Here is a 22927-nt window from a genome sequence, read left to right as displayed (position 1 = left end):
GTTCACCCGCGAATGCGTCCGGTCAGGCAACAGTGTTGTCAGTGCTGACGCATTCGCGGGTAAACCCGCTCCTACAGGGATCGCGCCCGATGGCGGCGACTGTTAACGATCAGAAGTCCTTGCACAGGCGCAAGGCGTCGTAGATCGCCGCATGCACGTTGCGCTGGGCCACGCAGTCGCCGATGCGGTACAGCAGGTAGCCTTCGCCCGGCTGGCTGAGGATCGGCTGTGGCTTGATGGCGAACAGCGCCTCCACGTCGATCTGGCCCTTGTTGCGCGAACCTTCCTTGAGCGCGTAGTACAGCTCCTCGTCAGGGCGCACGCCGTTTTCAACCACGACTTGATCGACCACGCGCTCTTCCTTGGCGCCGGTGTATTCGTTCTCCAGTACCGCCACCAGCTTGTCGCCTTCGCGGTAGACCTTTTCCAGCATCATGTCGCCGGTCATGATCACTTCTTTGGGGTACATGCTGCGGTAGTAGGTGGGGAAGGTGGTACCACCCATGGCCACACCTGGCTTGATGTCGTCGGTGACGATCTCGACCTGGCTACCCTTGTCGGCGATGAAGTCGGCGACCGACATACCGGTGAATTCGCAGATGGTGTCGTACACCAGCACGTTCTTGCCCGGCGCTACCTTGCCATCGAGCACATCCCAGCTGCTGACCACCAGCCCTTCAGCGGCGCCCCAGTGCTCGTTCTGCTCCAGGAACGAGTGTCCACCTACGGCCAGCACGATGACGTCCGGGCGCAGGTCCTGGATGGCGGCCACATCAGCGGCAGTGCCCAGGCGCAAGTCGACTTTCAGGCGAGCCAGCTCAAGCTGGTACCAGCGGGTGATACCGGCAATCTGGTCACGCTGCGGGGCCTTGGCGGCAATGGTGATCTGCCCGCCAATCTGGTCCCTCTTCTCGAACAGGGTCACGTCGTGGCCGCGTTCAGCAGCCACGCGGGCCGCTTCCATGCCGGCAGGGCCTGCGCCAACCACCACCACCTTGCGCTTGACGCCGGTGGTCTTCTCGATGATGTGCGGCACACCCATGTACTCACGGGAGGTCGCGGCGTTCTGGATGCACAGCACATCCAGGCCCTGGTACTGGCGGTCGATGCAGTAGTTGGCACCGACGCACTGCTTGATCTGGTCGATCTGGCCCATCTTGATCTTGGCGATCAGGTGCGGGTCGGCCATGTGCGCACGGGTCATGCCGACCATGTCCACGTAGCCGCCTTCAAGAATGCGCGTGGCCTGGTTCGGGTCTTTGATGTTCTGCGCGTGCAGCACCGGGACCTTGACCACTTCCTTGATACCGGCCGCCAGGTGCAGGAACGGCTCCGGCGGGTAGCTCATGTTGGGGATGACGTTGGCCAGGGTGTTGTGGGTATCGCAACCCGAGCCGACCACGCCGATGAAGTCGAGCATGCCGGTGGCGTCGTAGTAGGCGGCGATCTGCTTCATGTCCTCGTGGCTGAGGCCATCAGGGTGGAACTCGTCACCGCAGATACGCATGCCCACGCAGAAGTCGTCACCCACTTCGGCGCGTACGGCTTTCAATACTTCCAGGCCGAATTTCATGCGGCCTTCAAAGGTGCCGCCCCATTCGTCGGTACGCTTGTTGACCCGTGGGCTCCAGAACTGGTCGATCATGTGCTGGTGCACCGCCGACAATTCCACGCCGTCCAGGCCGCCCTCTTTGGCGCGACGCGCAGCCTGCGCGTAGTTGCCGATTACCCGCCAGATCTCTTCCACCTCGATGGTTTTGCAGGTGGCGCGGTGCACAGGTTCGCGAATGCCCGATGGCGACATCAGCGTCGGCCAGTTGAAGCCGTCCCAGCGCGAGCGACGGCCCATGTGGGTAATCTGGATCATGATCTTGGCGCCATGCTTGTGCATGGCGTCGGCAAGGTTCTGGAAGTGCGGGATGATGCGGTCGGTCGACAGGTTGACCGATGCCCACCATTCCTGCGGGCTGTCGATGGCCACCACCGACGAGCCGCCACAGATGGCCAGGCCGATGCCGCCCTTGGCCTTCTCTTCGTAGTACTTCACATAGCGGTCGGTCGTCATGCCGCCGTCAGTGGCGTAGACCTCGGCATGCGCGGTGCTGAGCACACGGTTGCGGATGGTCAGTTTGCCGATCTGGATCGGCTGGAACATTGCTTCGAATGCCATGACGCTATCTCCGGCTTACAACGGCTTTGTAACGAACAGGCCATCTTCGTGGCCTTCTTCCGACCCGCCATAGACCTGCTCGGCCACGGTGCGGATCTTGCTGCCGCGGGCAGCGAGAATCTGGTCCATCGCGCCAGCGAACCAGCCGGTGAACATGTAGTCGACCTTGCGGCCGCACTTGCCATAGACGTACACGAACGCAGAGTGCTTGAGCTTGACGCTGCAGGTACCTTTATCCAGGTCGATATCCTGGATCTCGAACAGGCCCCAGCCACGCTGGCTCAGGCGCTTCATGTAGTGCTCGAACACCGCCACGCCTTCCAGGCCATGGCACTCGGCCTCTTTTTCACACCAGTGCCAGGCAGACTTGTAGCCAGCCTTGTAGAGGATCTCGGCATAGGCGTCGGCGCCCAGCACTTCCTCGATGCCCATATGGTTATTGACGAAGAAATGCCGAGGCACATACAGCATCGGCAAGGCGTCGCTGGTCCAGACACCGGTCTCGCTGTCGACTTCGATTGGCAATTGCGGGGCGATTTTGGCCATGGAAACTCAACTCCATAAAATTTTTTGTGGGTGCCCCGGCGTTGCTGGCAGGGGCTATCAGGCTTGGAGAGCGGCTTACTCGCCCCAGACATCCTTGAGGACGTTTACCCAGTTCTCGCCCATGATCTTGCGCACCACGCGCTCGGAATGGCCGCGTTTGAGCAAGGTCTCGGTGAGGTTGGGGAATTCGCCGACGGTGCGAATGCCCAGCGGGTTGATGATCTTGCCGAAGTTGGTCAGGCGGCGGGCGTAGCCCTTGTCATGGGTCAGGTATTCGAAGAAGTCCTGGCCGTGACCCTGGGTGAAGTCGGTACCGATACCTATGGCGTCTTCACCGACGATATTCATGGTGTACTCGATGGCCTCGGCGTAGTCATCGATGGTCGAGTCAATGCCTTTGGCCAGGAACGGCGCGAACATGGTGACGCCGACGAAACCGCCGTGATCGGCGATGAACTTCAGCTCTTCGTCCGACTTGTTGCGCGGGTGCTCTTTCAGGCCCGAGGGCAGGCAGTGCGAGTAGCACACCGGCTTTTTCGATTCGAGGATGACTTCTTCGGAAGTCTTGGAGCCGACGTGGGACAGGTCGCACATGATGCCGACACGGTTCATCTCGGCAACGATCTCGCGACCGAAGCCGGACAGCCCGCCGTCACGCTCGTAGCAGCCGGTGCCCACCAGGTTCTGGGTGTTGTAGCACATCTGCACGATGCCCACGCCCAGCTGCTTGAACACATCCACATAAGCGATCTGGTCCTCGAACGCATGGGCGTTCTGGAAGCCGAAGAGGATGCCGGTCTTGCCCAGCTCCTTGGCCTTGCGGATGTCGGCGGTGGTGCGCACCGGCATCACCAGGTCGCTGTTGTCGCGGATCAGCTTCTGGCTGGACGCGATGTTGTCGACGGTAGCCTTGAACCCTTCCCAGACCGACACCGTGCAGTTGGCCGCAGTGAGGCCGCCTTTGCGCATGTCTTCGAACAGCTCGCGGTTCCATTTGGCGATGATCAGGCCATCGATGACGATGCTGTCGGCGTGTAGTTCGGCTGGGCTCATCAGGCTGTCCCCTTTTATAGAGTTGGGTCGCGCCAAACCTTCTGCCGGCGCTTTGAGGCCAGCATATGCCTGTGCCCCGAGGCGCCCCGGTGCAAAAACGACAGGGGGTTTGCCGAAAGCGTCAATGCGCGACAAGAGCGCGTCTGGCGCGTGTTCCGGGGATGAGAGACAGTCTCGATAACGACATTTGCGGCCGGTACATGAACATTTGGTCAGGGAGCTACCACCTGACCTCTGGCTGAGCGAGAATCCCTGCGATTCGACAGCCTGTTGAGGAGAAAACGGATGAAATCAATGGCATGGCTGGTGCTGCTGGCCATCGTGAGCGGGGCCCAGGCCGGTGAGGAAGAAAGCACACCTTGCGACAATGTGGAGACCGACCAGCAAACGTTCGCCTGTGCAGCATTCAACAAGCAGGTCGCCGAGCGTGAGCTGCAGTCGGCCTACGACGAACTGATCGAGCGCATGCGTGATCAGTTTGGCGACGAGGCTGGCCTGATGTCGCGAATAGAGGCAGCCGAGAAAGTCTGGAGCCAACTGCGCGATGCAGACTGCAAGGTCGAAACCCATGCTGAACAACCCGGCAGCAACGCCTACCAGATCGCCTGGAACAGCTGCATTGCACAGCGCAGCGATGAGCGGGCGGAGTATTTGCGCAGCCTGGGCTCGCAAAACAGTGACGAGCCGGCACCCGAAGATTGATCAGCACGCGCGAGTGAAGGATCAACTCCAGAGGAACAACATGCCGCTGATGCCCCCTGCGTAATTGCTCGATAGTGCCCTCAGACCACGTGCTCACCATGTGTGTCTTGGAACTCACAACTATCAAGGAATTACAAAGTGGCTGACATCAAAGTTGAAATGGAAAAAATCCGCAAAGAGGGTCAAGAGCGCGTAGCCGCTACCGGCCAGACCATCTGCATCTTCGCTGACAATGTGCCTGCCAACATTGCAGAAGACATCCTGGCCGGCATGCGCTTGATGACCGAACTGGCCAATAAGAAGTTCGACAAGGAAACCCAGCAGCGCGAGTGGTACAACTTCTACAACGATGGCCTGATCAAGTTTGGCTGGACCATGACGGGCGCAGCACATGCCGAAGATGCCATTGATGAGGACAACCTGACCCTGGCAGAGCTGATCACCAAGTCCGTCACCATCAGCGTCTCCGCGGACCCTCGTCGCGCCGCCTGCGCCAGGCGTGTTCTGCAAATTGTCGTGCAGAAGCCGGAAGTCAAGGCGCACCTGGAAAAGCACAGCCATAGCGAAACCGGCAAATCGAGCAACTTCGTGGTCGCCCAGTGCGAAATGACGCCACAAGGCCTGCCTGCGATGCACATGACCAGCTTCCAGGCCAGCTACGACTCGAAAGTCGAGCGTGAAGGCGCCCTGACCCGCAAGGTCGACAAAACCTCTACCCGCGTCTATCGCGCTTCGCAACAAGGCACGTTCAGCGTTCGTCACTTCGACGCTGCACGTGATCTTGTGAATGAGAAGATCAAAGGCGACCTCGGCGCGTTTCTCGCTATCTGATTAGCGAGGCCGGGTACCAGAGCGCGCTGGTACCCGGTTCTGGTCATCTGCATCCATCAAGGAGCAATGCCACATGGACGATACGAGCCTGGACACCCGAATATTCGAGGAGCGGCTAAGCATCAAGCCTGCGCCCTGGCTGACACTCGATACATGGGAAGATTTGCAGCTATGCCTGCGTTATTCGCAAGCAGTAGCCAATGAAAAATACTCGATGGAAACCCAGCCTCAGCAATGGTTCACTGTCGCTATCGCCACCTTGCAATCATTGAAATTCACCCTGCTCGAACATACACATAAAACCATTGTGTATGAGCCGCACTTGCTTGCATTAAGCGATGTGTACAGTGGCTTTCTACCCCCACCGCGCGAAAAAGGGCCTTGGTTCAAGAGCCTCGACGAAAATGTTCAAGCCGCTCTGCAGTCGGCAGGTACGCGTACCTTCACCGTCATGAACGCCTCTTCACATCTCAGTATCGAAATGGACCATGAAGGGGACCAGGTCCCGGTTGCGATCCTGTTCTATGCCTACTGCATTACCGACCCGGTCGAGCCCACTAGAAAGCTGAACCTGATATTCGATCACCTGGGTGCACGCTTCAATGCAGCAGGTTTCGCCCAGCTTCGCGAGGATCTGCAAGCAAGGAATCGCGAAAAGCTAAGGGCCATTCTCGAGCGTGAACTGGATTGAAGCTCACTTTGTACCGCTGGGCCGTCGCTCCTCCCGCGGGCACCGTCCAAACCTCAGCTTGTAGCGCCGCGTGAAATAGGATGGCAGTTCAAACCCGCACGCAAGGCTGACTTCAGTCACCGACATGTCGGTCTGGGCCAACAGCTGGCGCGCCTTGTCCAGCCGTAACCCGAGATAGAAACCACTCGGTGTTGCATCCAGGTGCATGCGAAACAAACGCTCCAGTTGACGCCTTGTCACCTTGATCGCGGCAGCCAGTTCCAGCGTACTCAGCGGTGGCTCGATGTGTTTTTCCATTTCGCCAATGGCATGGACCAGCTTCTTGTTGCTGATGCCATAACGCGCACCGATCTGCATGCGCTGGTGGTCCTGGCGCTGACGGATACGACCCAGCACGAACTGCTCGGACACCTTGACCGCCAGTTCGCTGCCGTGAGACTGGGCAATCAGGTGCAGCATCAAATCGATCGAGGCCGTTCCGCCGGCACAGGTGATGCGGCTGCGGTCGATCTCGAACAGCTCCTGGGTGGCTTGAAGGCCTGGATAGCGTTCCTTGAATGCCTCCAGCGCCTCCCAATGCAATGTCGCCCGGTAGCCCTCGAGCAGCCCTGCCTCGGCCAGCACCATCGCGCCCGTGTCGATGCCACCGAGCATGACAGCTTCGTGGTTGAGCCGGCGCAGCGCATGCAGCAGTTTGGGTGCGACATTGGCCAGTGGCTCAAAGCCCGCAACCACCAGCAGGATGTTGGCCGGCTCTCCTTCCCCCAGGGCGGCATCGGCATTGATCGACATGCCATTGCTCGCCAGCACCGCCTCACCGTCCAGGCTAAGCACCTGCCACCGGTACAACTGCCCACCAAAACGATTGGCCACCCGCAGCGGCTCCACTGCCGAAATGAACCCCATGGCAGAAAAGCCGGGCACCAACAGAAAGGCAATCGTCTCCATCATCCCCTCCTCCACAGAAACTGGTCGCCCCGGTGCTAATTCCTGTCGCTAGCGTGCGCTTGGGCAAGGTAGCGCCAGCGTAGCGTATTCACACGGTCCGCAGAGGCCGCCCTCAATAACAATATGCACTGCCGATGGAGAGCCACCATGCACAGCTTGATCCGCCGCAGCCTGTTGCCCCTTGCCCTGAGCAGCATCGTCGCCACCCCGCTTTTCGCCGCCGAGCCCGCCGCCTGCAAAAACGTGCGCCTTGGCGTGGTCAACTGGACCGACGTCATTGCCACCAGCGCCATGGCCCAGGTACTGCTCGACGGCCTGGGGTACCAGACCAAACAGACCAGTGCCTCGCAACAGATCATCTTCGCCGGCATACGCGACAAACGCCTGGACATGTTCCTGGGTTACTGGAACCCGATCATGACCCAGACCATCACCCCGTTCGTCGATGCCAACCAGGTCAAAGTGCTGGACAAGCCAAGCCTGGAGGACGCGCGCGCCACCTTGGCCGTGCCGAAATACCTCTACGACAAGGGCCTGAAGACTTTCGCCGACATCCACAAGTTTGAGAAGGAGCTGGGCGGCAAGATCTATGGCATCGAACCGGGTTCCGGCGCCAACACCCAGATCAAGGCAATGATCACCAAGAACCAGTTCGACCTGGGCAAGTTCCAGCTGGTCGAGTCCAGCGAGGCCGGCATGCTCGCCGCCGTCGACCGCGCGGTGCGGCGCAAGGAGGCCGTGGTGTTCTTCGGCTGGGCGCCGCATCCGATGAACGTGAACATCGACATGGCCTACCTGGGTGACAGCCAGGATGCGCTTGGGCCTGACGAAGGCCGTGCGACGGTGTGGACGGTGACGGCGCCGGACTATGCCGAACGCTGCCCCAATGCCCACCGCCTGCTGGCCAACCTGAAGTTCAGCGCCGAGGACGAGAGCCGCATGATGCAGCCACTGCTCGACCACAAGGATGCGCTGGAATCGGCCCGCCAGTGGCTCAAGGACCACCCCGAGGACAAAGCCCGCTGGCTTGAGGGTGTGACCACCTTCGATGGCAAGCCGGCTGCGGACAACCTCAAGCTTACCGCCAACTGACAGGGCCCTTTCGCGGGCACGCCCGCTCCCACAGGTACAGCGCCACACTCGGGATCACATTGATCCTGTGGGAGCGGGCATGCCCGCGAAAAAGCCAACACAGACATCACAAGGAACTGCACCATGAACCACGACGTCATCATCACCTGCGCCCTCACCGGTGCCGGCGACACCGCCTCGAAAAGCCACCTGGTCCCGGTCACCCCCAAACAGATCGCCGAATCCGCCGTAGAGGCCGCCAAGGCCGGCGCCACCGTGGTCCACTGCCACGTCCGCGACCCGCAGACCGGCCGTTTCAGCCGTGATGTAAACCTCTACCGCGAAGTCATGGAGCGTATCCGCGAAGCCGACGTGGACATCATCGTCAACCTCACCGCCGGCATGGGCGGCGACCTGGAAATCGGCCCGGGGGAAACGCCGCTGGCGTTCGGTTCGGGCACCGACCTGATCGGCCCGCTGGAGCGCCTGGCCCATGTCGAAGCACTGTTGCCGGAAATCTGCACCCTCGACTGCGGCACCCTCAACTTCGGCGATGGCAACTCGATCTACGTGTCCACCCCGGCCCAACTGCGCGCCGGCGCCAAGCGCATTACCGAACTGGGGGTGAAGGCCGAGCTGGAAATCTTCGACACCGGCCACCTGTGGTTCGCCAAGCAAATGATGAAGGAAGGCCTGCTCGAAGACCCGTTGTTCCAGCTGTGCCTGGGCATCCCGTGGGGCGCACCTGCCGACACCACCACCATGAAGGCCATGGTCGACAACCTGCCTGCCAACGTCACCTGGGCCGGCTTCGGCATCGGCCGCATGCAGATGCCCATGGCCGCGCAGGCCGTGTTGCTCGGCGGGAATGTGCGGGTGGGCCTGGAAGACAACTTGTATCTGGACCGTGGCGTGCTGGCCAGCAATGGCCAACTGGTGGAACGCGCAAGCGAGATCATCACCCGCATGGGTGGCCGCGTGCTCAGCCCGGCAGAAGGCCGGGAAAAAATGAACCTCAAGCGCCGCTGATTCAACGATCGCAAATGCGCCGAAGACCCTGTGGGAGCGGGCGTGCCCGCCAAGCAGGCAACGCGATGGATGGCACCGGCCGTGCCGGTGTTCGCGGGCATGCCCGCTCCCACAGGGTTAGCCATGAACCCTGATGACTGTGTTTTACCCTGAGGACTAGCTATGCCCTTTATCACTGAAATCAAAACCTTCGCCGCCCTGGGTAGCGGCGTGATCGGCAGCGGCTGGGTCGCCCGCGCCCTGGCCCATGGCCTGGATGTGGTGGCCTGGGACCCGGCGCCCGGCGCCGAACAGGCACTGCGCAAACGTGTCGCCAACGCCTGGCCGGCACTGGAAAAACAAGGCCTGGCCCCTGGCGCATCGCAAGACCGCCTGAAGTTCGTGGCAACCATCGAGGAATGCGTGCGCAACGCCGATTTCATCCAGGAAAGCGCACCAGAGCGCCTGGACCTCAAGCTCGACCTGCACGCCAAAATCAGCGCCGCAGCCAAGCCTGACGCAATCATCGGCTCAAGCACTTCGGGCCTGTTGCCCAGCGAGTTCTACGAGTCGTCGACTCACCCTGAACGCTGCGTCGTCGGCCACCCGTTCAACCCGGTTTACCTGCTGCCGCTGGTCGAGATCGTCGGCGGTAGCCGCACCTCACCCGAGGCCATTGAAGCTGCCAAAACCATCTACACCGCACTCGGCATGCGCCCGCTGCATGTGCGCAAGGAAGTGCCAGGCTTCATCGCCGACCGCCTGCTCGAAGCGCTCTGGCGCGAGGCCTTGCACCTGGTCAACGACGGCGTTGCCACCACGGGCGAAATCGACGACGCGATCCGCTTCGGCGCAGGATTGCGCTGGTCGTTCATGGGCACGTTTCTGACCTATACCCTGGCCGGTGGCGATGCCGGCATGCGCCACTTCATGTCACAGTTCGGCCCGGCCCTGAAGCTGCCCTGGACGTACCTGCCAGCACCGGAACTGACCGACAAGCTGATCGACGATGTGGTGAGCGGCACTTCCGAGCAACAGGGCGAGCGCAGCATCGCTGCACTGGAGCGCTACCGTGACGACACCCTGCTGGCGGTACTGGAAGCGGTGAAGTCCAGCAAGGCCAGCCACGGCATGTCGTTCAGCGATTAAGGAGACCAAGATGCCTGCTCTGATCACCTACCGCACCACGGTCCAGGAGGACTGGGTCGATTACAACGGGCACCTTCGCGATGCCTTCTACCTGCTGATCTTCAGCTACGCGACCGATGCCCTGATGGAGCGCATTGGCCTGGACGCCGACAGCCGCGGGCAAAGCGGTAATTCGCTGTTCACGCTGGAGGCGCACATCAATTATCTGCACGAGGTGAAGCTGGGCACCGAGGTGTGGGTGCAGACGCAGATCATCGGTTTTGATCGCAAGCGTCTTCACGTGTATCACAGCCTGCACCGGGCAGGGTTCGACGAGGTGCTGGCGGCAAGCGAGCAGATGTTACTGCACGTGGACCTGGCGGGGCCGCAGTCAGCGCCTTTTGGGCACACAACTGTTTACCAATTGAACCACTTGGTAGAGCAACAGGAGGGGGCGCCGGCGCCGCAATACATCGGGCGCACCCTAAAACTTCCTTCTTGAATGATCAGGGAGCCGGCGCCAAGGTCTCCACAGATACGAAGCACCCTGGCGCCTTCACCCGCAACAATCAGACAGTACAGAAGCGGATAATCATAACGATCACTCGTATGACACTCTATAGACTGGCCCTATCAGCCTTCTTGTAAATGTGAACCCTTCTGGTTTACCACCGCCAGAATGTACACTCGTGATGACGAAATCCCCAGAAAAGTTACTTCCCGTATAGCAGCTCTTTACCGTGTACAAAATGTTGGCGAAGCATAATTTTCTCGGGGTCGAACCACTGTAGAAGTCTTTTACATCAACCCGTACGGGGTCGACATCATTATCCTTGCATTCCGTATACCATGAGAGCAAGACTTTTCCACCCGGCCTCAAATCAATGAAGCAACCACGGTTCGACCCGTGCAACCACAAACGAACGGGATGGGCAGGGTCCGGATAAAAATTGGCAACAGTGTCCCGATTTTCATTGAAAGTCCGCGCCACATCATTTTTATCTACCGTACCCATAGGAGCCCCTTGATACTGCAGCCGCGGGTTGGAGAAATAGGGTATGGCACCATGCGAGGTCTTCATATGCGTATGAAAATTTGGCGCTGTATGCTTGTAGCCATAAGCGTAGCTTGGTAACTCCGGTCTTTCCTCCTCGTGGTTATGCGTAGCCCCCATATTATGACCTAATTCATGAGCTAACGCACCAAAGCAACTAATAGCCGAAACAGCCGTCTCCTTTTTCGCCGGCGTATAAGCTAAACCACAGTAATTACTGAACGTCGAAAGCATTGAAACCAGATCGGCGCGCGCCTTCTGACGCTCGATATCTATCTTGGCCCCTAGTGGTTTATCAGCCATCATACTCCTCAGCTGAGTTTCGGCATCTATACCTGCTTCACTGTAGTCAGAATCGTAAATTCCAGACAGCTCGTAGACAGCATCGACTTTACTATTGATCAAGTATTGATTCGCGCTCTGTAACGCCTGAGCCAACTCGATCTTATAATTCGGAAATAGCGCCCTGGACTGCTGGGTTGTCACGAGTAGCACCCTAATCGTACTTTTTGACGACAGAGGCGCAGTAAGTGACGTGGTATTGCCCTGTGGTTGCACCGGAGCAGATATCGGCGCTGCTTCTGGTGGTAATTTTGATTCATCAACCTTGACCAAAACTTGCTGGCCTTTGCCAACCGCCGTTAACCGGTACAGCTGCCCCTCCACCCGGATATCCCCAACGACCAGGTTACCGTCACTCACCAACGAAACCCAGTTTAGCGGATCCATATCGATTTCCGCAGGTGAGGGGTAGAGCTGCCTGCGATTGGAAGGCATATCGCCAACCCACCCTACCATTCCCGAAGCAACACTATCGCTTCTTGACAACTTGAAACTCACCGTTCGGCCGTCAGTCAGAGGTATTGATAGCATCGCCGTATCTTTCGATACAAGCCCAGGCTTGACCTGCACTTCCTTAACTTCAGCATCTTCTGCCACACTCAACAAAAGCTTCAAATACTGGTCAGTACCCGATTGCCGCTCAAGGGCGGCGAGGTTCTGGTCTGGCTTGATCTGAAACAGCGTATCCGCCGAACTGTCGAGATAGTTTGTAGGGTCCGAAGCGGTGCATCCTCCAAAAAGAAACACAGCACCTAGCAAGCAGAATTTCAATTGTTTCCGGTTCATGTTCATGCTCCAGATATCGGAGCTTTACTGGACCACGGGCATCGATTCCCAACAACTGACATAAATAACAGTTGCAAAAAAATAACCCCGGGAAGCCGTGAGCTACCGGGGCCAAGAGCGAGCAACATCCACTGCGTGTGAGCGAGGGTGACCAAACCCTCTGTACCGTGAATGGCCTCAGTGTGCGTGCTTGCCTGGCAGGGGATTTAGTCGTAAACGACCTGTTCTTAGCCAAAGCAGCCATGGCGACATTCTGTCCTTGCGAGGCTGTCGCACACGTCACAGAATCGGTCGTAAATCACAGCAGCACTCTCTTAGCGATAAAAGGGACAACAGCCATGATGCATGCGGATTTGATTGATCAGGACGACCTCGCCGGCCACCTGCGCGCGCGCGGTTTCGATATTCCTGCCGGGGCCAGTGCCGAACAGGCGTGTGAAGCGGTGGTTCGTGGGCTGACTGAGCCCAATGCGCGGGCGCTGAAGGGGATGGTGGAGCAGATGTACACCGGTAGTGCGACGATCCTGCCGGCAGTGCGCCAGGCCATCGACAAGCAACTGTTGCCAGCGTTGGCGCAGTTCAACAAACGCGCGTAATTCATTTACCCAGGCCCGGCCTCTTCGCGGAACAAGCCCGCCCCCACAGATCACCGCTGGCTTAGTTCAGCGGGTGACCTGTGGGAGCGGGCGTGCCCGCGAAGAGGCCGGCGCGGTATCAGAGCCTTACACTGGCAAATGTCGACTCGTTGCGCGCCTGGCTCAGGGCCGCCATCGGCCCGCTGTGCGGCGACAGGGTCATGGCCTGCGGAATCGGCATCATGGCTACCTGCTGTGCGGTGTTGGAGCCCACACGCTCGTCACGCGGCGGAATACCGAAGTACTCGCGATAGCACTTGGAGAAGTGCGGGGTCGACACGAAGCCGCATACCGATGCCACTTCGATGATCGACATCGGCGTCTGCTTCAGCAGCTGCCGCGCGCGGATCAGGCGCAACTTCAGGTAGTAGCGCGAAGGTGAGCAGTGCAGGTACTTCTGGAACAGGCGCTCCAGCTGGCGTCGCGAAACCGACACATAGACCGCCAGTTCGTCCAGGTCGATCGGTTCCTCAAGATTGGCCTCCATCAGCGCGACGATTTCCTGCAACTTCGGCTGGTTGGTGCCAAGCATGTGCTTGAGCGGCACACGCTGGTGGTCCTGCTCGTTGCGAATACGCTCGTAGACGAACATCTCGGAGATCGCCGCCGACAGCTCGCGGCCGTGATCACGGCTGATCAGGTGCAGCATCATGTCCAGCGGCGCGGTGCCACCGGAGCTGGTGAAGCGGTTGCGGTCAAGGGTGAACAGGCGGGTGCTCATGTTCACCCGCGGGAAGGCTTCCTGCATTGCGGCCAGGCATTCCCAGTGCACGCTGCAATCGAAGCCGTCGAGCAGGCCGGCGCAGGCCAGTGCCCAACTGCCGGTGCACACGGCGCCCAGCCTGCGCGACTGACGGGCCTGGGCTTGCAGCCAGGTGACGTGTTCACGGGTGACGGAGCGCTGGATGCCAACACCACCACAGACAATCACGGTGTCGATGGGCGGAGCATTGCTGATTGCGGCATCCGGTGTGATTTGCAGGCCATCGCTGGCCCACACCTGGCCGCCATCGATCGTCAGCGTGTGCCAGCGATACAGCTCACGGCCAGACAGCTGATTGGCCATGCGCAGCGGCTCGACCGCCGATGCCAGGGAAATCAGGGTGAAATTGTCCAATAGAAGAAACCCGATGGACTGGGGTGTTGTGCGGTTCTGGGTTGGATTCCCGGAGGTGTACGACGTCATCGCGATTTCTCCTCACACAAATGCAGGGTGTGCCTCAGGCGGGCACTTACTTCTTGTTATGACCCCTCGGTCATTTTCCGGGGGTAGGCTTGCCAATCTCAACGCAAACGTCGTGCCTAAAATTGAACGGCTATCCAAAAAAACCTGAAAACGACGCCTTTACTGGGCATTTCAAGTGCTTGCATCGTGTTGGCCAGTCGTCCAGAACAGGCGAGCTAGCGCGTTGCCTGTAACGGTTGAGCAGTTTAGTGACACGCGCCGCGTGGGTTTCCCAGAAGCGACACCCTTAAGTGTCACCGACAAGGCCTACACTGATCGCGACATCCGACGATCGGTAGGCGGGGCGCCCATCACCGCACCATAAAGAGGCATAGGCGGTTGTGTTGCACCTGCATCAGCCTCAAGGGCTCTTCGCGGGCAAGCCCGCTCCTACAGGGATTGCACAGTTCCTGTAGGAGCGGGCTTGCCCGCGAAGACGCCCAGAAGGTCAGATCAGGAAATCAGCACTCGATAGCGCTGACCGCCAGGCCGCCGCGCGAGGTCTCTTTGTACTTGTCGTGCATATCGGCGCCGGTATCGCGCATGGTGCGGATTACCTGGTCGAGGGAAATGAAGTGCTCACCATCGCCGCGCAACGCCATCTGCACCGCGTTGATGGCCTTCACCGCAGCAATCGCGTTGCGCTCGATGCAGGGCACTTGCACCAACCCGCCCACCGGGTCGCAGGTCAGGCCAAGGTTGTGTTCCAGGGCAATTTCAGCGGCGTTCTCAACCTGTGGCGGGGTGGCGCCGAGCACTTCGGCAAGCCCCGCTGCGGCCATCGCGCAGGCCGAGCCGACTTCCCCCTGGCAGCCCACTTCGGCACCAGAGATCGAAGCGTTCTTCTTGCACAGGATGCCCACAGCGGCGGCAGCCAGGAAGTAATCGACAACACTGGATTCATCCACCGCATCGCTGAAGCGCATGTAGTAATGCAGCACTGCCGGAATGATGCCCGCCGCGCCGTTGGTAGGCGCGGTCACCATGCGCCCACCGGCGGCGTTTTCTTCATTGACCGCCAAGGCAAACAGGTTGACCCATTCCATGGCACTCATGGTCGAGCCGATCACGTTGGGCTTGCCGATTTCCTGCAGGCTGCGGTGCAGCTTGGCGGCGCGGCGACGCACGTTCAGCCCGCCGGGTAGCGTGCCCTCGTACTTGAGGCCGTTGTTGACGCATTCCTGCATGGCTTCCCAGAGCTTGTGCAGGCCAGCGCGGATGTCTTCCTCGCTGCGCCAGACCTTCTCGTTGGCCATCATCAATTGCGACACGCTGAGGTCGTTTTGCTTGCACAGGCGCAGCAGTTCGGCGGCGCTGTTGAAGTCGTACGGCAGCACTGTCTGGTCAGCATCCAGCACACCGCTGGCGGCTTGGGCTGCATCGACCACAAAGCCGCCGCCCACCGAGTAATAGGTGTCGCGGTGCAACTCGCCCTGCTCGCCTTCGGCAATCAGGGTCATGGCGTTGGGGTGATAGGGCAGGTTCTCGTCCAGCAGCAGCATGTCGCGGGCCCAGACAAACTCGATGGGCAAGCGGCTATCCAGCTGCAGGGTGTTGGTTTCGCGCAGGTCGGCGATACGCGGCACGATCTGGGTCGGGTCAATGGCGTCAGGCCACTCGCCCATCAGGCCCATGATGGTGGCGTTGTCGGTGCCATGACCGATACCGGTGGCCGACAGCGAGCCATACAGGCGCACTTCGATCCGCTTTACACGTTCCAGCTCGCCGCGTTCTCGCAGGCCCTGAACGAACAGGGCGCCAGCACGCATGGGGCCGACGGTGTGGGAGCTGGAGGGCCCGACACCGATCTTGAACAGGTCGAACACGCTGATGGCCATTGTCGAATCACCTCTTGCTGGGCTTGTCTCTGCGCGCCATGCGCAGGGCGGCGTAGCTGCTAGGCTCAAACAGCGGGCCGCCTTGAATGCCAGCATCATCGGGCTTTTACCGCCCACCTCGCCGTCTGCAACCGACGTACTTTTGTCCAGCAGCGCCGCGCTGTTTTCAACCAGGAACTGCGCCCACCGCGCCGTTTTCCAGCGGCCTGGTGACGCAAAAATGCGCGCGAGGGGGTGGAAAAATCCATAAGCGACATCGCCCATACTGGATACGACCCGTTCCGTACTGGATACGACCCCACCAGTAGGCGATTGCCCGGCGCTGGAGGATTATCGAAAGCGACTCGTAAAGCACGGCCACGCATCCTGCCCTCTGCAGGCCTGGTCGACCGGACCCTCAGAAAGCCCGGCGACCCACGCGAACCCGAAGACAATATCTCAGGAGTCCATCCATGAAAGGTTCACCCTCGCTGTTGCTGGTTGCGTTGCTGTCCGCGCCATTGCTGGCCCAAGCAGCCGAACCCGAGCAATGTCAGACTGTACGCTTCTCCGATGTCGGCTGGACCGACATCACAGTCACGACCGCGACCACCAGCGTTGTGCTCGAAGCCCTGGGTTACAAAACCCACACCACCATGATCTCGGTACCGGTGACGTACAAGTCGCTGGCCACCGGCAAGGACCTGGACGTGTTTCTCGGCAACTGGATGCCGACCATGGAGAACGACATCAAGCAGTACCGCGATGCCGGCACGGTAGAAACCGTGCGCGCCAACCTGGAAAACGCCAAGTACACCCTGGCAGTCCCCCAGGCGCTGTACGACAAGGGCCTGAAGGATTTCAGCGACATTCCCAAGTTCAAGAAGGAACTGAACGGCAAGATCTACGGCATCGAACCGGGTAACGACGGCAACCGCACCATCCAGAGCATGATCGACAAGAACGCCTTTGGCTTGAAGGACGCCGGTTTCAAGATCGTGCAGTCCAGCGAGGCGGGCATGCTGTCGCAGGTTGATCGCGCGCAGAAACGCGGCGAGGCCTTGGTGTTCCTGGGCTGGGAGCCACACCCGATGAACACCCGCTTCAAGATGCAGTACCTGACCGGCGGGGACGAATTCTTCGGCCCCGACTTCGGCAAGGCGACCGTGCTGACAAACACCCGCAAGGGATATACGCAGGAATGCAGCAACGTTGGCCAACTGCTTAAGAACCTGTCGTTCGAGCTCAAGGATGAAAGCACCATGATGGGCTATGTCCTGGACGACAAGATGAAACCCGAAGCCGCCGCCAAGAAATGGATCAAGGACAACCCAGGCAAGCTGGATGCCTGGCTGGCCGGCGTTACCACCGTGGATGGCAAACCTGGCCTGGAGGCGGTCAAGGCCAAGCTTACGCAATAACGAACTACGCAGTAGCGCTACCTCGGGGCAGGACCGTGCCTGCCCCGGGTTGATTTCAATCTATGCAGGTGGAAGCTCGCTATCATGCTTATCGATCAGAAAATACCCCTGGGCCAGTACATCGCGTCGTTCGTCGAATGGCTGACCCAGAACGGCGCGAATTACTTCGACGCCATCGCGCAAGGCCTGGAGTTCATGATCCATGGCGTCACCAGCGCCCTGACTTTCTTCAACCCGTTCGTACTTATCGCCCTGTTCGCCGCCCTGGCGCATTTCATCCAGCGCAAGTGGGCACTGACCGCATTTGTCGCCCTGTCGTTCCTGCTGATCCTCAACCTGGGTTACTGGCAGGAAACCATGGAGACCCTGGCGCAGGTCACCTTCGCCACAGTGGTATGTGTGGTGATCGGCGTGCCTCTGGGCATCCTCGCTGCGCACAAGCCGATGTTCTATACCGCCATGCGCCCGGTGCTCGACCTGATGCAGACGGTGCCCACCTTCGTCTACCTGATCCCTACCCTGACCCTGTTCGGCCTGGGCGTGGTGCCGGGGCTGATCTCCACCGTGGTGTTCGCCATTGCCGCGCCCATTCGCCTGACCTACCTGGGCATCTGCGACGTGCCGCAGGAGCTGATGGACGCCGGCAAGGCCTTTGGCTGCTCGCGTCGTCAGCTGCTTACCCGTATCGAACTGCCGCACGCGATGCCAAGCATCGCCGCCGGTGTCACTCAATGCATCATGCTGTCGCTGTCGATGGTGGTCATTGCCGCCCTGGTTGGCGCTGATGGCCTGGGCAAACCTGTGGTCAACGCACTGAACACCGCCGATATCTCCCTGGGCTTCGAAGCGGGCCTGGCGATCGTGCTGCTGGCAATCATGCTCGACCGTATCTGCAAGCAACCGGAACTGCCGGTAAGGGGTGAGGCATGAGCATCATTCGTTTCGAAGACGTCGACGTCATCTTCTCCAACAAGCCGCGCGAGGCACTGGCGCTGCTGGACCAAGGCCAGACCCGCGAGCAGATCCTCAAGCAGACCGGCCTGGTGGTAGGTGTCGAAAAGGCCAACCTCGATATCAACAAAGGCGAGATCTGCGTGCTGATGGGCTTGTCCGGCTCGGGCAAGTCGAGCCTGCTGCGCTGCATCAACGGCCTCAACACCGTCAGCCGTGGCAAGTTGTTCGTCGAACACGAAGGCAAGCACATCGACATTGCCAACTGCTCCGCGGCCGAGCTGAAGATGATGCGCACCAAGCGCATTGCCATGGTATTCCAGAAGTTTGCCCTGATGCCTTGGCTGACGGTGCGCGAGAACATCAGCTTCGGCCTGGAAATGCAGGGTCGCCCGGAAAAGGAACGGCGCAAGCTGGTCGACGAGAAGCTTGAGCTGGTGGGCCTGACCCAGTGGCGCAACAAGAAGCCGGATGAGCTTTCTGGCGGCATGCAGCAGCGCGTGGGCCTGGCCCGGGCGCTGGCGATGGATGCCGACATCTTGCTGATGGACGAACCGTTCTCGGCCCTGGATCCACTGATCCGCCAGGGCCTGCAAGATGAGCTGCTTGGCCTGCAGGCCAAGCTGAGCAAAACCATCGTGTTCGTCAGCCATGACCTGGACGAGGCGCTGAAACTGGGTACCCGCATTGCGATCATGAAAGACGGTCGGATCATCCAGTACAGCAAGCCGGAGGAGATCGTGCTGAACCCGGCTGACGAATACGTGCGCACCTTCGTCGCCCATACCAACCCGCTGAACGTGCTGTGCGGGCGCAGCCTCATGCGCAGCCTGGACAACTGCAAGCGGGTCAATGGCTCGGTGTGCCTGGACCCAGGTATCGATTCGTGGCTGGACCTTGGCGAAGGCGGCGCGCTCAAGCGTGCACGCCAAGGCCAGAACGGGCTGGACATGCAGAAATGGGCACCGGGGCAAGATGTGGAGCTGCTGGAGCGCAGGCCGACCGTGGTGCACGCCGACATCGGCATGCGTGAGGCACTGCAGATTCGTTATCAAACCGGCAACAAGCTGGTGCTGCAGGATAACGACAGGGTGGTGGGGATACTCGGGGATACCGAGCTTTACCACGCGCTGCTCGGCAAGAACCACGGTTGAGGCAATTGGGGCCGCTTCGCGGCCCTTTCGCGGGCACGCCCGCTCCCACAGGTTTGGACTGCCCCCAAGAAGTTGGACACCAATCCAACTCTTGGGGGGCAGTCCAGGTTTGCTGAGATCTCTGTGGGAGCGGGCGTGCCCGCGAAGGGCTGCAAAGCAGCCCCGATCAATGGATCAGCGAACAACAATCCCGCGCGAAGCCATGTAAGCCTTGGCTTCAGGCACTGTGTACTCGCCAAAGTGGAAGATGCTGGCCGCCAGCACCGCGCTGGCATGCCCTTCCAGAATGCCGTCTGCCAGGTGCTGCAGGTTACCCACACCCCCCGAGGCAATCACCGGAATCCCCAGCGCATCACTGATAGCGCGGGTAACGCCCAGGTCGAAGCCGTTCTTCATGCCGTCCTGGTCCATGCTGGTCAGCAGGATCTCGCCAGCGCCCAGGCCTTCCATCTTCTTCGCCCACTCGACTGCATCCAGCCCGGTCGGCTTGCGCCCGCCGTGAGTGAAAATCTCCCAGCGCGGCGCTTCACCTGGCCCGGACACCTTCTTGGCATCGATGGCGACAACGATGCACTGCGAACCGAAACGGTCCGCCGCCTCACCGACAAACTCTGGGTTGAACACCGCGGCGGTGTTGATCGAGACCTTGTCGGCACCGGCGTTGAGCAGGTTGCGGATGTCCTGCACGGTCCGCACGCCACCACCAACCGTCAGCGGGATGAACACCTGGCTGGCCATGCGCTCGACGGTATGCAGCGTGGTGTCGCGCCCATCGACGCTGGCGGTGATGTCGAGAAAGGTGATTTCGTCGGCACCTTGCTCGTCGTAGCGACGGGCGATTTCCACCGGGTCGCCGGCATCACGGATGTTCTCGAACTTGACGCCCTTGACCACCCGGCCGTTGTCCACGTCCAGGCAAGGGATAATGCGCTTGGCCAGTGCCATGGTTCAGTCCTCAGCCTTGGTAGTTGTCACAGAAGGCCTGGGCCTCAGCGACATCCAGGGTGCCTTCGTAGATGGCACGGCCGGTGATGGCGCCGATGATGCCCGGGGCCTTGGCGTCCAGCAGGGCCTTGATGTCACCCAGGTTGTGAATGCCGCCCGAGGCGATCACCGGGATACGGGTGGCTTCAGCCAGTGCCTTGGTGAAGGGCACGTTGCAGCCCTGCATCATGCCGTCCTTGGCTATGTCGGTGTAGACGATCGCCGAGACGCCATCGGCCTCGAAACGCTTGGCCAGGTCGATGACCTGCACCGAGCTCACTTCGGCCCAACCGTCGGTGGCGACGAAACCGTCCTTGGCGTCCAGGCCGACGATGACCTTGCCCGGGAAGGCTTTGCACGCTTCAGCGACGAACTCGGGCTGCTTGACGGCCTTGGTGCCGATGATCACGTAGCTGACGCCAGCCTTGACGTAGTGTTCGATGGTTTCCAGCGAACGGATACCGCCGCCGATCTGGATCGGCAGGTTCGGGTAGCGCTTGGCGATGGCGGTAACCACTTCACCATTGACCGGCTGGCCTTCGAAGGCGCCGTTGAGGTCGACCAGGTGCAGGCGGCGGCAGCCACCCTCGACCCACTTGGCGGCCATGCTCACCGGGTCGTCGGAAAATACCGTAGAGTCTTCCATGCGGCCCTGGCGCAGGCGCACGCAAGCACCGTCCTTCAGATCGATAGCGGGGATAATCAGCATCTTGGGAACCTGTCTATTTGTTGGGTTTCAGGGCTTCTCGAGTGCCCACAGGTCGCTTTCGATGCTCTCGAACCGCTCCTTGAGGTGCAGCTGAACATCGGCAATCGCCCTGTTGTAGTAATGGGGTGCAATCTCTTTGCTGAACAGCTCGAGGACCTCGGCCACCTCGAACGACCCCAACTGCAGCTCGAAGCGGTCTTCGAGAAAACGCTTCAAGCTGTCGAGCGCTTCGCGCTCCTGCTCGGGGGCCAGGGTGATGGTCGGGGCTTTGGTCTTCGACCTGCTCATTTACCAGCGCCCGTCCCAGGCGATGAAGTTCTGCAGCAGCTGCAGGCCATGGGTATGGCTCTTCTCCGGGTGGAACTGCACGGCAAAACGCGAACCGTCGGCCAGCGCTGCGGCAAAGTCGACGCCATAGTGACCGCGACCCACCACCTGGCCCGGCTTGCCGGCATTGATGTAGTAGCTGTGCACGAAGTAGAAACGTGCGCGGTCAGGGATGTCGTGCCACAGCGGGTGGTCGATGGTCTGGCTGACTTCGTTCCAGCCCATGTGCGGCACCTTCAGGTGCTCGCCCTCTTCTTGCAGGTCTTTGCCGAAAAAGCGCACCTGGCCAGGGAACAGGCCAATGCAGTCGACGCCAGTGTTTTCCTCACTGTGCTCGAGCAGCGCCTGCATTCCGACGCAGATGCCGAGGAACGGGCGGTCCTGGCTGACTTCGCGCACCAGGCTGTCGAAGCCCAGGCGGCGGATCTCGGCCATGCAGTCGCGAATCGCGCCCACGCCCGGGAACACCACACGGTCGGCCTCGCGGATCACTGAGGCATCGCTGGTAACCAGCACCTTACCTGCACCTACGTGCTCAAGCGCCTTGGCCACCGAGTGCAGGTTACCCATGCCATAGTCGATTACGGCTACCGTTTGCATTTACAGGCACCCTTTGGTGGAAGGCATCTGCCCGGCCATACGCTCGTCGAGGGTGATGGCCATGCGCAGGGCGCGGCCGAAAGCCTTGAATACGGTTTCGATCTGGTGGTGGGTATTGTGGCCACGCAGGTTGTCGATATGCAGGGTTACCAGGGCGTGGTTGACGAAGCCCTGGAAAAACTCCTGGAACAGGTCGACATCGAAGCCGCCAACGCTTGCACGGGTATACGGTACGTGCATCTGCAGGCCTGGGCGGCCAGAGAAGTCGATGACCACGCGTGACAGCGCTTCGTCCAGCGGCACGTAGGCGTGACCGTAGCGGAAGATACCTTTCTTGTCACCGATGGCTTGGGCGAATGCCATGCCCAGGGTGATGCCGACGTCTTCGACGGTATGGTGATCGTCGATATGCGTGTCACCCTTGCACTCGATATCCAGATCGATCAACCCATGGCGGGCGATCTGGTCCAGCATGTGTTCAAGGAAGGGCACACCGATATCGAATCGGGCCTTGCCACTGCCATCGAGGTTGATCGAGCACTTGACCTGGGTTTCCAGGGTATTGCGCTCGACGGAAGCCTTACGTTCAACCATCACCAGCTCCGCAAAATCATTGGGCGAAAAGGGTTTCATTATAGGCCCAGAACGCGCCAGCTTGAAACGCGGATGACATATGGCAAAGCCAGGTTTTACGCGGGCTGGATGCCGCTACAGGTCTATACAACCACAACGGCCCGCTCCTGCATCTGCGAAAGGGGCGCAACGCGCCCCCCC

General features: G+C 60.2%; 23 protein-coding genes. 11 read left to right on the top strand and 12 right to left on the bottom strand.

Translation table 11 applies throughout. The annotated features are described in order from the left end of the window. Positions 1-109: 109 nt before the first annotated feature. From dgcA to AC3RCM_RS01735, 3 genes are all read right to left on the bottom strand, one after another. On the bottom strand, positions 110-2170 hold the full coding sequence (dgcA, locus tag AC3RCM_RS01745) for a dimethylglycine demethylation protein DgcA (RefSeq protein WP_003255697.1): 2061 nt from the start codon (positions 2168-2170) through the stop codon (positions 110-112). A 15-nt stretch (positions 2171-2185) separates the two neighbouring features. Then, positions 2186-2716 (bottom strand): DUF5943 domain-containing protein, encoded by a 531-nt coding sequence (locus AC3RCM_RS01740; protein ID WP_003255698.1) that lies wholly within the window; start codon positions 2714-2716, stop codon positions 2186-2188. Positions 2717-2791: 75 nt separating this feature from the next. Continuing rightward, complete coding sequence (locus AC3RCM_RS01735; protein ID WP_003255700.1) at positions 2792-3769, bottom strand: dipeptidase; 978 nt, start codon at positions 3767-3769, stop codon at positions 2792-2794. Between the two features lie 285 nt (positions 3770-4054). Here AC3RCM_RS01735 and AC3RCM_RS01730 point away from each other — a divergent pair, with 285 nt between their 5' ends. The 3 genes from AC3RCM_RS01730 (at position 4055) to AC3RCM_RS01720 (ending at position 5993) form a co-directional block, all read left to right on the top strand. Further along, complete coding sequence (locus AC3RCM_RS01730; RefSeq protein ID WP_274145557.1) at positions 4055-4471, top strand: lysozyme inhibitor LprI family protein; 417 nt, start codon at positions 4055-4057, stop codon at positions 4469-4471. A 138-nt stretch (positions 4472-4609) separates the two neighbouring features. Continuing rightward, positions 4610-5302: a hypothetical protein gene (locus tag AC3RCM_RS01725; RefSeq protein WP_020193117.1), complete on the top strand. Its 693-nt coding sequence runs from the start codon at positions 4610-4612 to the stop codon at positions 5300-5302. A 73-nt stretch (positions 5303-5375) separates the two neighbouring features. After that, on the top strand, positions 5376-5993 hold the full coding sequence (locus AC3RCM_RS01720) for a hypothetical protein (RefSeq protein WP_064490897.1): 618 nt from the start codon (positions 5376-5378) through the stop codon (positions 5991-5993). Between the two features lie 3 nt (positions 5994-5996). On the opposite strand, the gene AC3RCM_RS01715 is transcribed toward AC3RCM_RS01720, so the two are convergent. Continuing rightward, the gene (locus AC3RCM_RS01715; RefSeq protein WP_011953245.1) at positions 5997-6944 is read right to left on the bottom strand and encodes a GlxA family transcriptional regulator; all 948 of its coding nucleotides are present in this window, start codon (positions 6942-6944) and stop codon (positions 5997-5999) included. A gap of 144 nt (positions 6945-7088) precedes the next feature. Between AC3RCM_RS01715 and choX the strand changes: the two genes are divergently transcribed. The 4 genes from choX (at position 7089) to AC3RCM_RS01695 (ending at position 10650) form a co-directional block, all read left to right on the top strand. Further along, positions 7089-8033 carry a choline ABC transporter substrate-binding protein gene (gene choX / locus AC3RCM_RS01710; protein ID WP_014589378.1) on the top strand — a complete coding sequence of 315 codons (945 nt, stop codon included), beginning with the start codon at positions 7089-7091 and terminating at the stop codon, positions 8031-8033. 123 nt (positions 8034-8156) lie between these two features. Then, positions 8157-9041, top strand: a complete 885-nt coding sequence (gene cdhC, locus AC3RCM_RS01705) for a 3-dehydrocarnitine:acetyl-CoA trimethylamine transferase CdhC (RefSeq protein ID WP_064490896.1) — start codon at positions 8157-8159, stop codon at positions 9039-9041. Between the two features lie 162 nt (positions 9042-9203). Further along, entirely contained in the window at positions 9204-10169 is a 966-nt protein-coding gene (locus tag AC3RCM_RS01700) for an L-carnitine dehydrogenase (RefSeq protein WP_014755071.1), read from the top strand. Between the two features lie 10 nt (positions 10170-10179). Beyond that, on the top strand, positions 10180-10650 hold the full coding sequence (locus AC3RCM_RS01695; RefSeq protein ID WP_492629322.1) for a thioesterase family protein: 471 nt from the start codon (positions 10180-10182) through the stop codon (positions 10648-10650). A gap of 99 nt (positions 10651-10749) precedes the next feature. Here the strand turns inward: AC3RCM_RS01695 and AC3RCM_RS01690 are convergent, their stop codons facing one another. Then, positions 10750-12330 (bottom strand): zinc-dependent metalloprotease family protein, encoded by a 1581-nt coding sequence (locus AC3RCM_RS01690; protein WP_492629321.1) that lies wholly within the window; start codon positions 12328-12330, stop codon positions 10750-10752. A gap of 338 nt (positions 12331-12668) precedes the next feature. Between AC3RCM_RS01690 and AC3RCM_RS01685 the strand changes: the two genes are divergently transcribed. After that, complete coding sequence (locus tag AC3RCM_RS01685; protein ID WP_003255717.1) at positions 12669-12926, top strand: hypothetical protein; 258 nt, start codon at positions 12669-12671, stop codon at positions 12924-12926. Positions 12927-13044: 118 nt separating this feature from the next. Here the strand turns inward: AC3RCM_RS01685 and gbdR are convergent, their stop codons facing one another. After that, positions 13045-14151 (bottom strand): choline metabolism transcriptional regulator GbdR, encoded by a 1107-nt coding sequence (gene gbdR / locus AC3RCM_RS01680; protein WP_010951663.1) that lies wholly within the window; start codon positions 14149-14151, stop codon positions 13045-13047. Between the two features lie 500 nt (positions 14152-14651). Beyond that, the gene (locus AC3RCM_RS01675) at positions 14652-16028 is read right to left on the bottom strand and encodes an L-serine ammonia-lyase (protein ID WP_010951662.1); all 1377 of its coding nucleotides are present in this window, start codon (positions 16026-16028) and stop codon (positions 14652-14654) included. A gap of 452 nt (positions 16029-16480) precedes the next feature. Between AC3RCM_RS01675 and AC3RCM_RS01670 the strand changes: the two genes are divergently transcribed. From AC3RCM_RS01670 to choV, 3 genes are all read left to right on the top strand, one after another. Next, positions 16481-17428 (top strand): choline ABC transporter substrate-binding protein, encoded by a 948-nt coding sequence (locus AC3RCM_RS01670; RefSeq protein WP_014589371.1) that lies wholly within the window; start codon positions 16481-16483, stop codon positions 17426-17428. Positions 17429-17509: 81 nt separating this feature from the next. Next, entirely contained in the window at positions 17510-18358 is an 849-nt protein-coding gene (choW, locus tag AC3RCM_RS01665; protein ID WP_172830946.1) for a choline ABC transporter permease subunit, read from the top strand. Further along, complete coding sequence (choV, locus tag AC3RCM_RS01660) at positions 18355-19533, top strand: choline ABC transporter ATP-binding protein (RefSeq protein ID WP_010951660.1); 1179 nt, start codon at positions 18355-18357, stop codon at positions 19531-19533. Before choW ends, choV begins: the two co-directional genes overlap by 4 nt. Before the next feature lie 174 nt (positions 19534-19707). Here choV and hisF read toward each other — a convergent pair whose 3' ends face one another. The 5 genes from hisF to hisB are packed head-to-tail and all read right to left on the bottom strand — an operon-like array spanning position 19708 to position 22747. Then, the gene (gene hisF, locus AC3RCM_RS01655) at positions 19708-20478 is read right to left on the bottom strand and encodes an imidazole glycerol phosphate synthase subunit HisF (RefSeq protein WP_003255729.1); all 771 of its coding nucleotides are present in this window, start codon (positions 20476-20478) and stop codon (positions 19708-19710) included. Between the two features lie 10 nt (positions 20479-20488). Beyond that, entirely contained in the window at positions 20489-21226 is a 738-nt protein-coding gene (gene hisA, locus AC3RCM_RS01650; protein WP_003255731.1) for a 1-(5-phosphoribosyl)-5-[(5-phosphoribosylamino)methylideneamino]imidazole-4-carboxamide isomerase, read from the bottom strand. Between the two features lie 27 nt (positions 21227-21253). Continuing rightward, positions 21254-21514, bottom strand: coding sequence for a DUF2164 domain-containing protein (locus tag AC3RCM_RS01645; protein ID WP_064490892.1), 261 nt, complete (start codon positions 21512-21514; stop codon positions 21254-21256). After that, positions 21515-22153 carry an imidazole glycerol phosphate synthase subunit HisH gene (gene hisH / locus AC3RCM_RS01640; RefSeq protein WP_014589369.1) on the bottom strand — a complete coding sequence of 213 codons (639 nt, stop codon included), beginning with the start codon at positions 22151-22153 and terminating at the stop codon, positions 21515-21517. After that, positions 22154-22747 carry an imidazoleglycerol-phosphate dehydratase HisB gene (gene hisB / locus AC3RCM_RS01635; protein ID WP_003255736.1) on the bottom strand — a complete coding sequence of 198 codons (594 nt, stop codon included), beginning with the start codon at positions 22745-22747 and terminating at the stop codon, positions 22154-22156. It lies immediately after the preceding gene. Between the last annotated feature and the right edge of the window lie 180 nt (positions 22748-22927).

Source organism: Pseudomonas sp. GW823-FHT05G12, from assembly GCF_058795575.1.
Note: the sequence above shows the minus strand (reverse complement) of the source record. Positions and strands in the feature narration are given on the sequence as shown.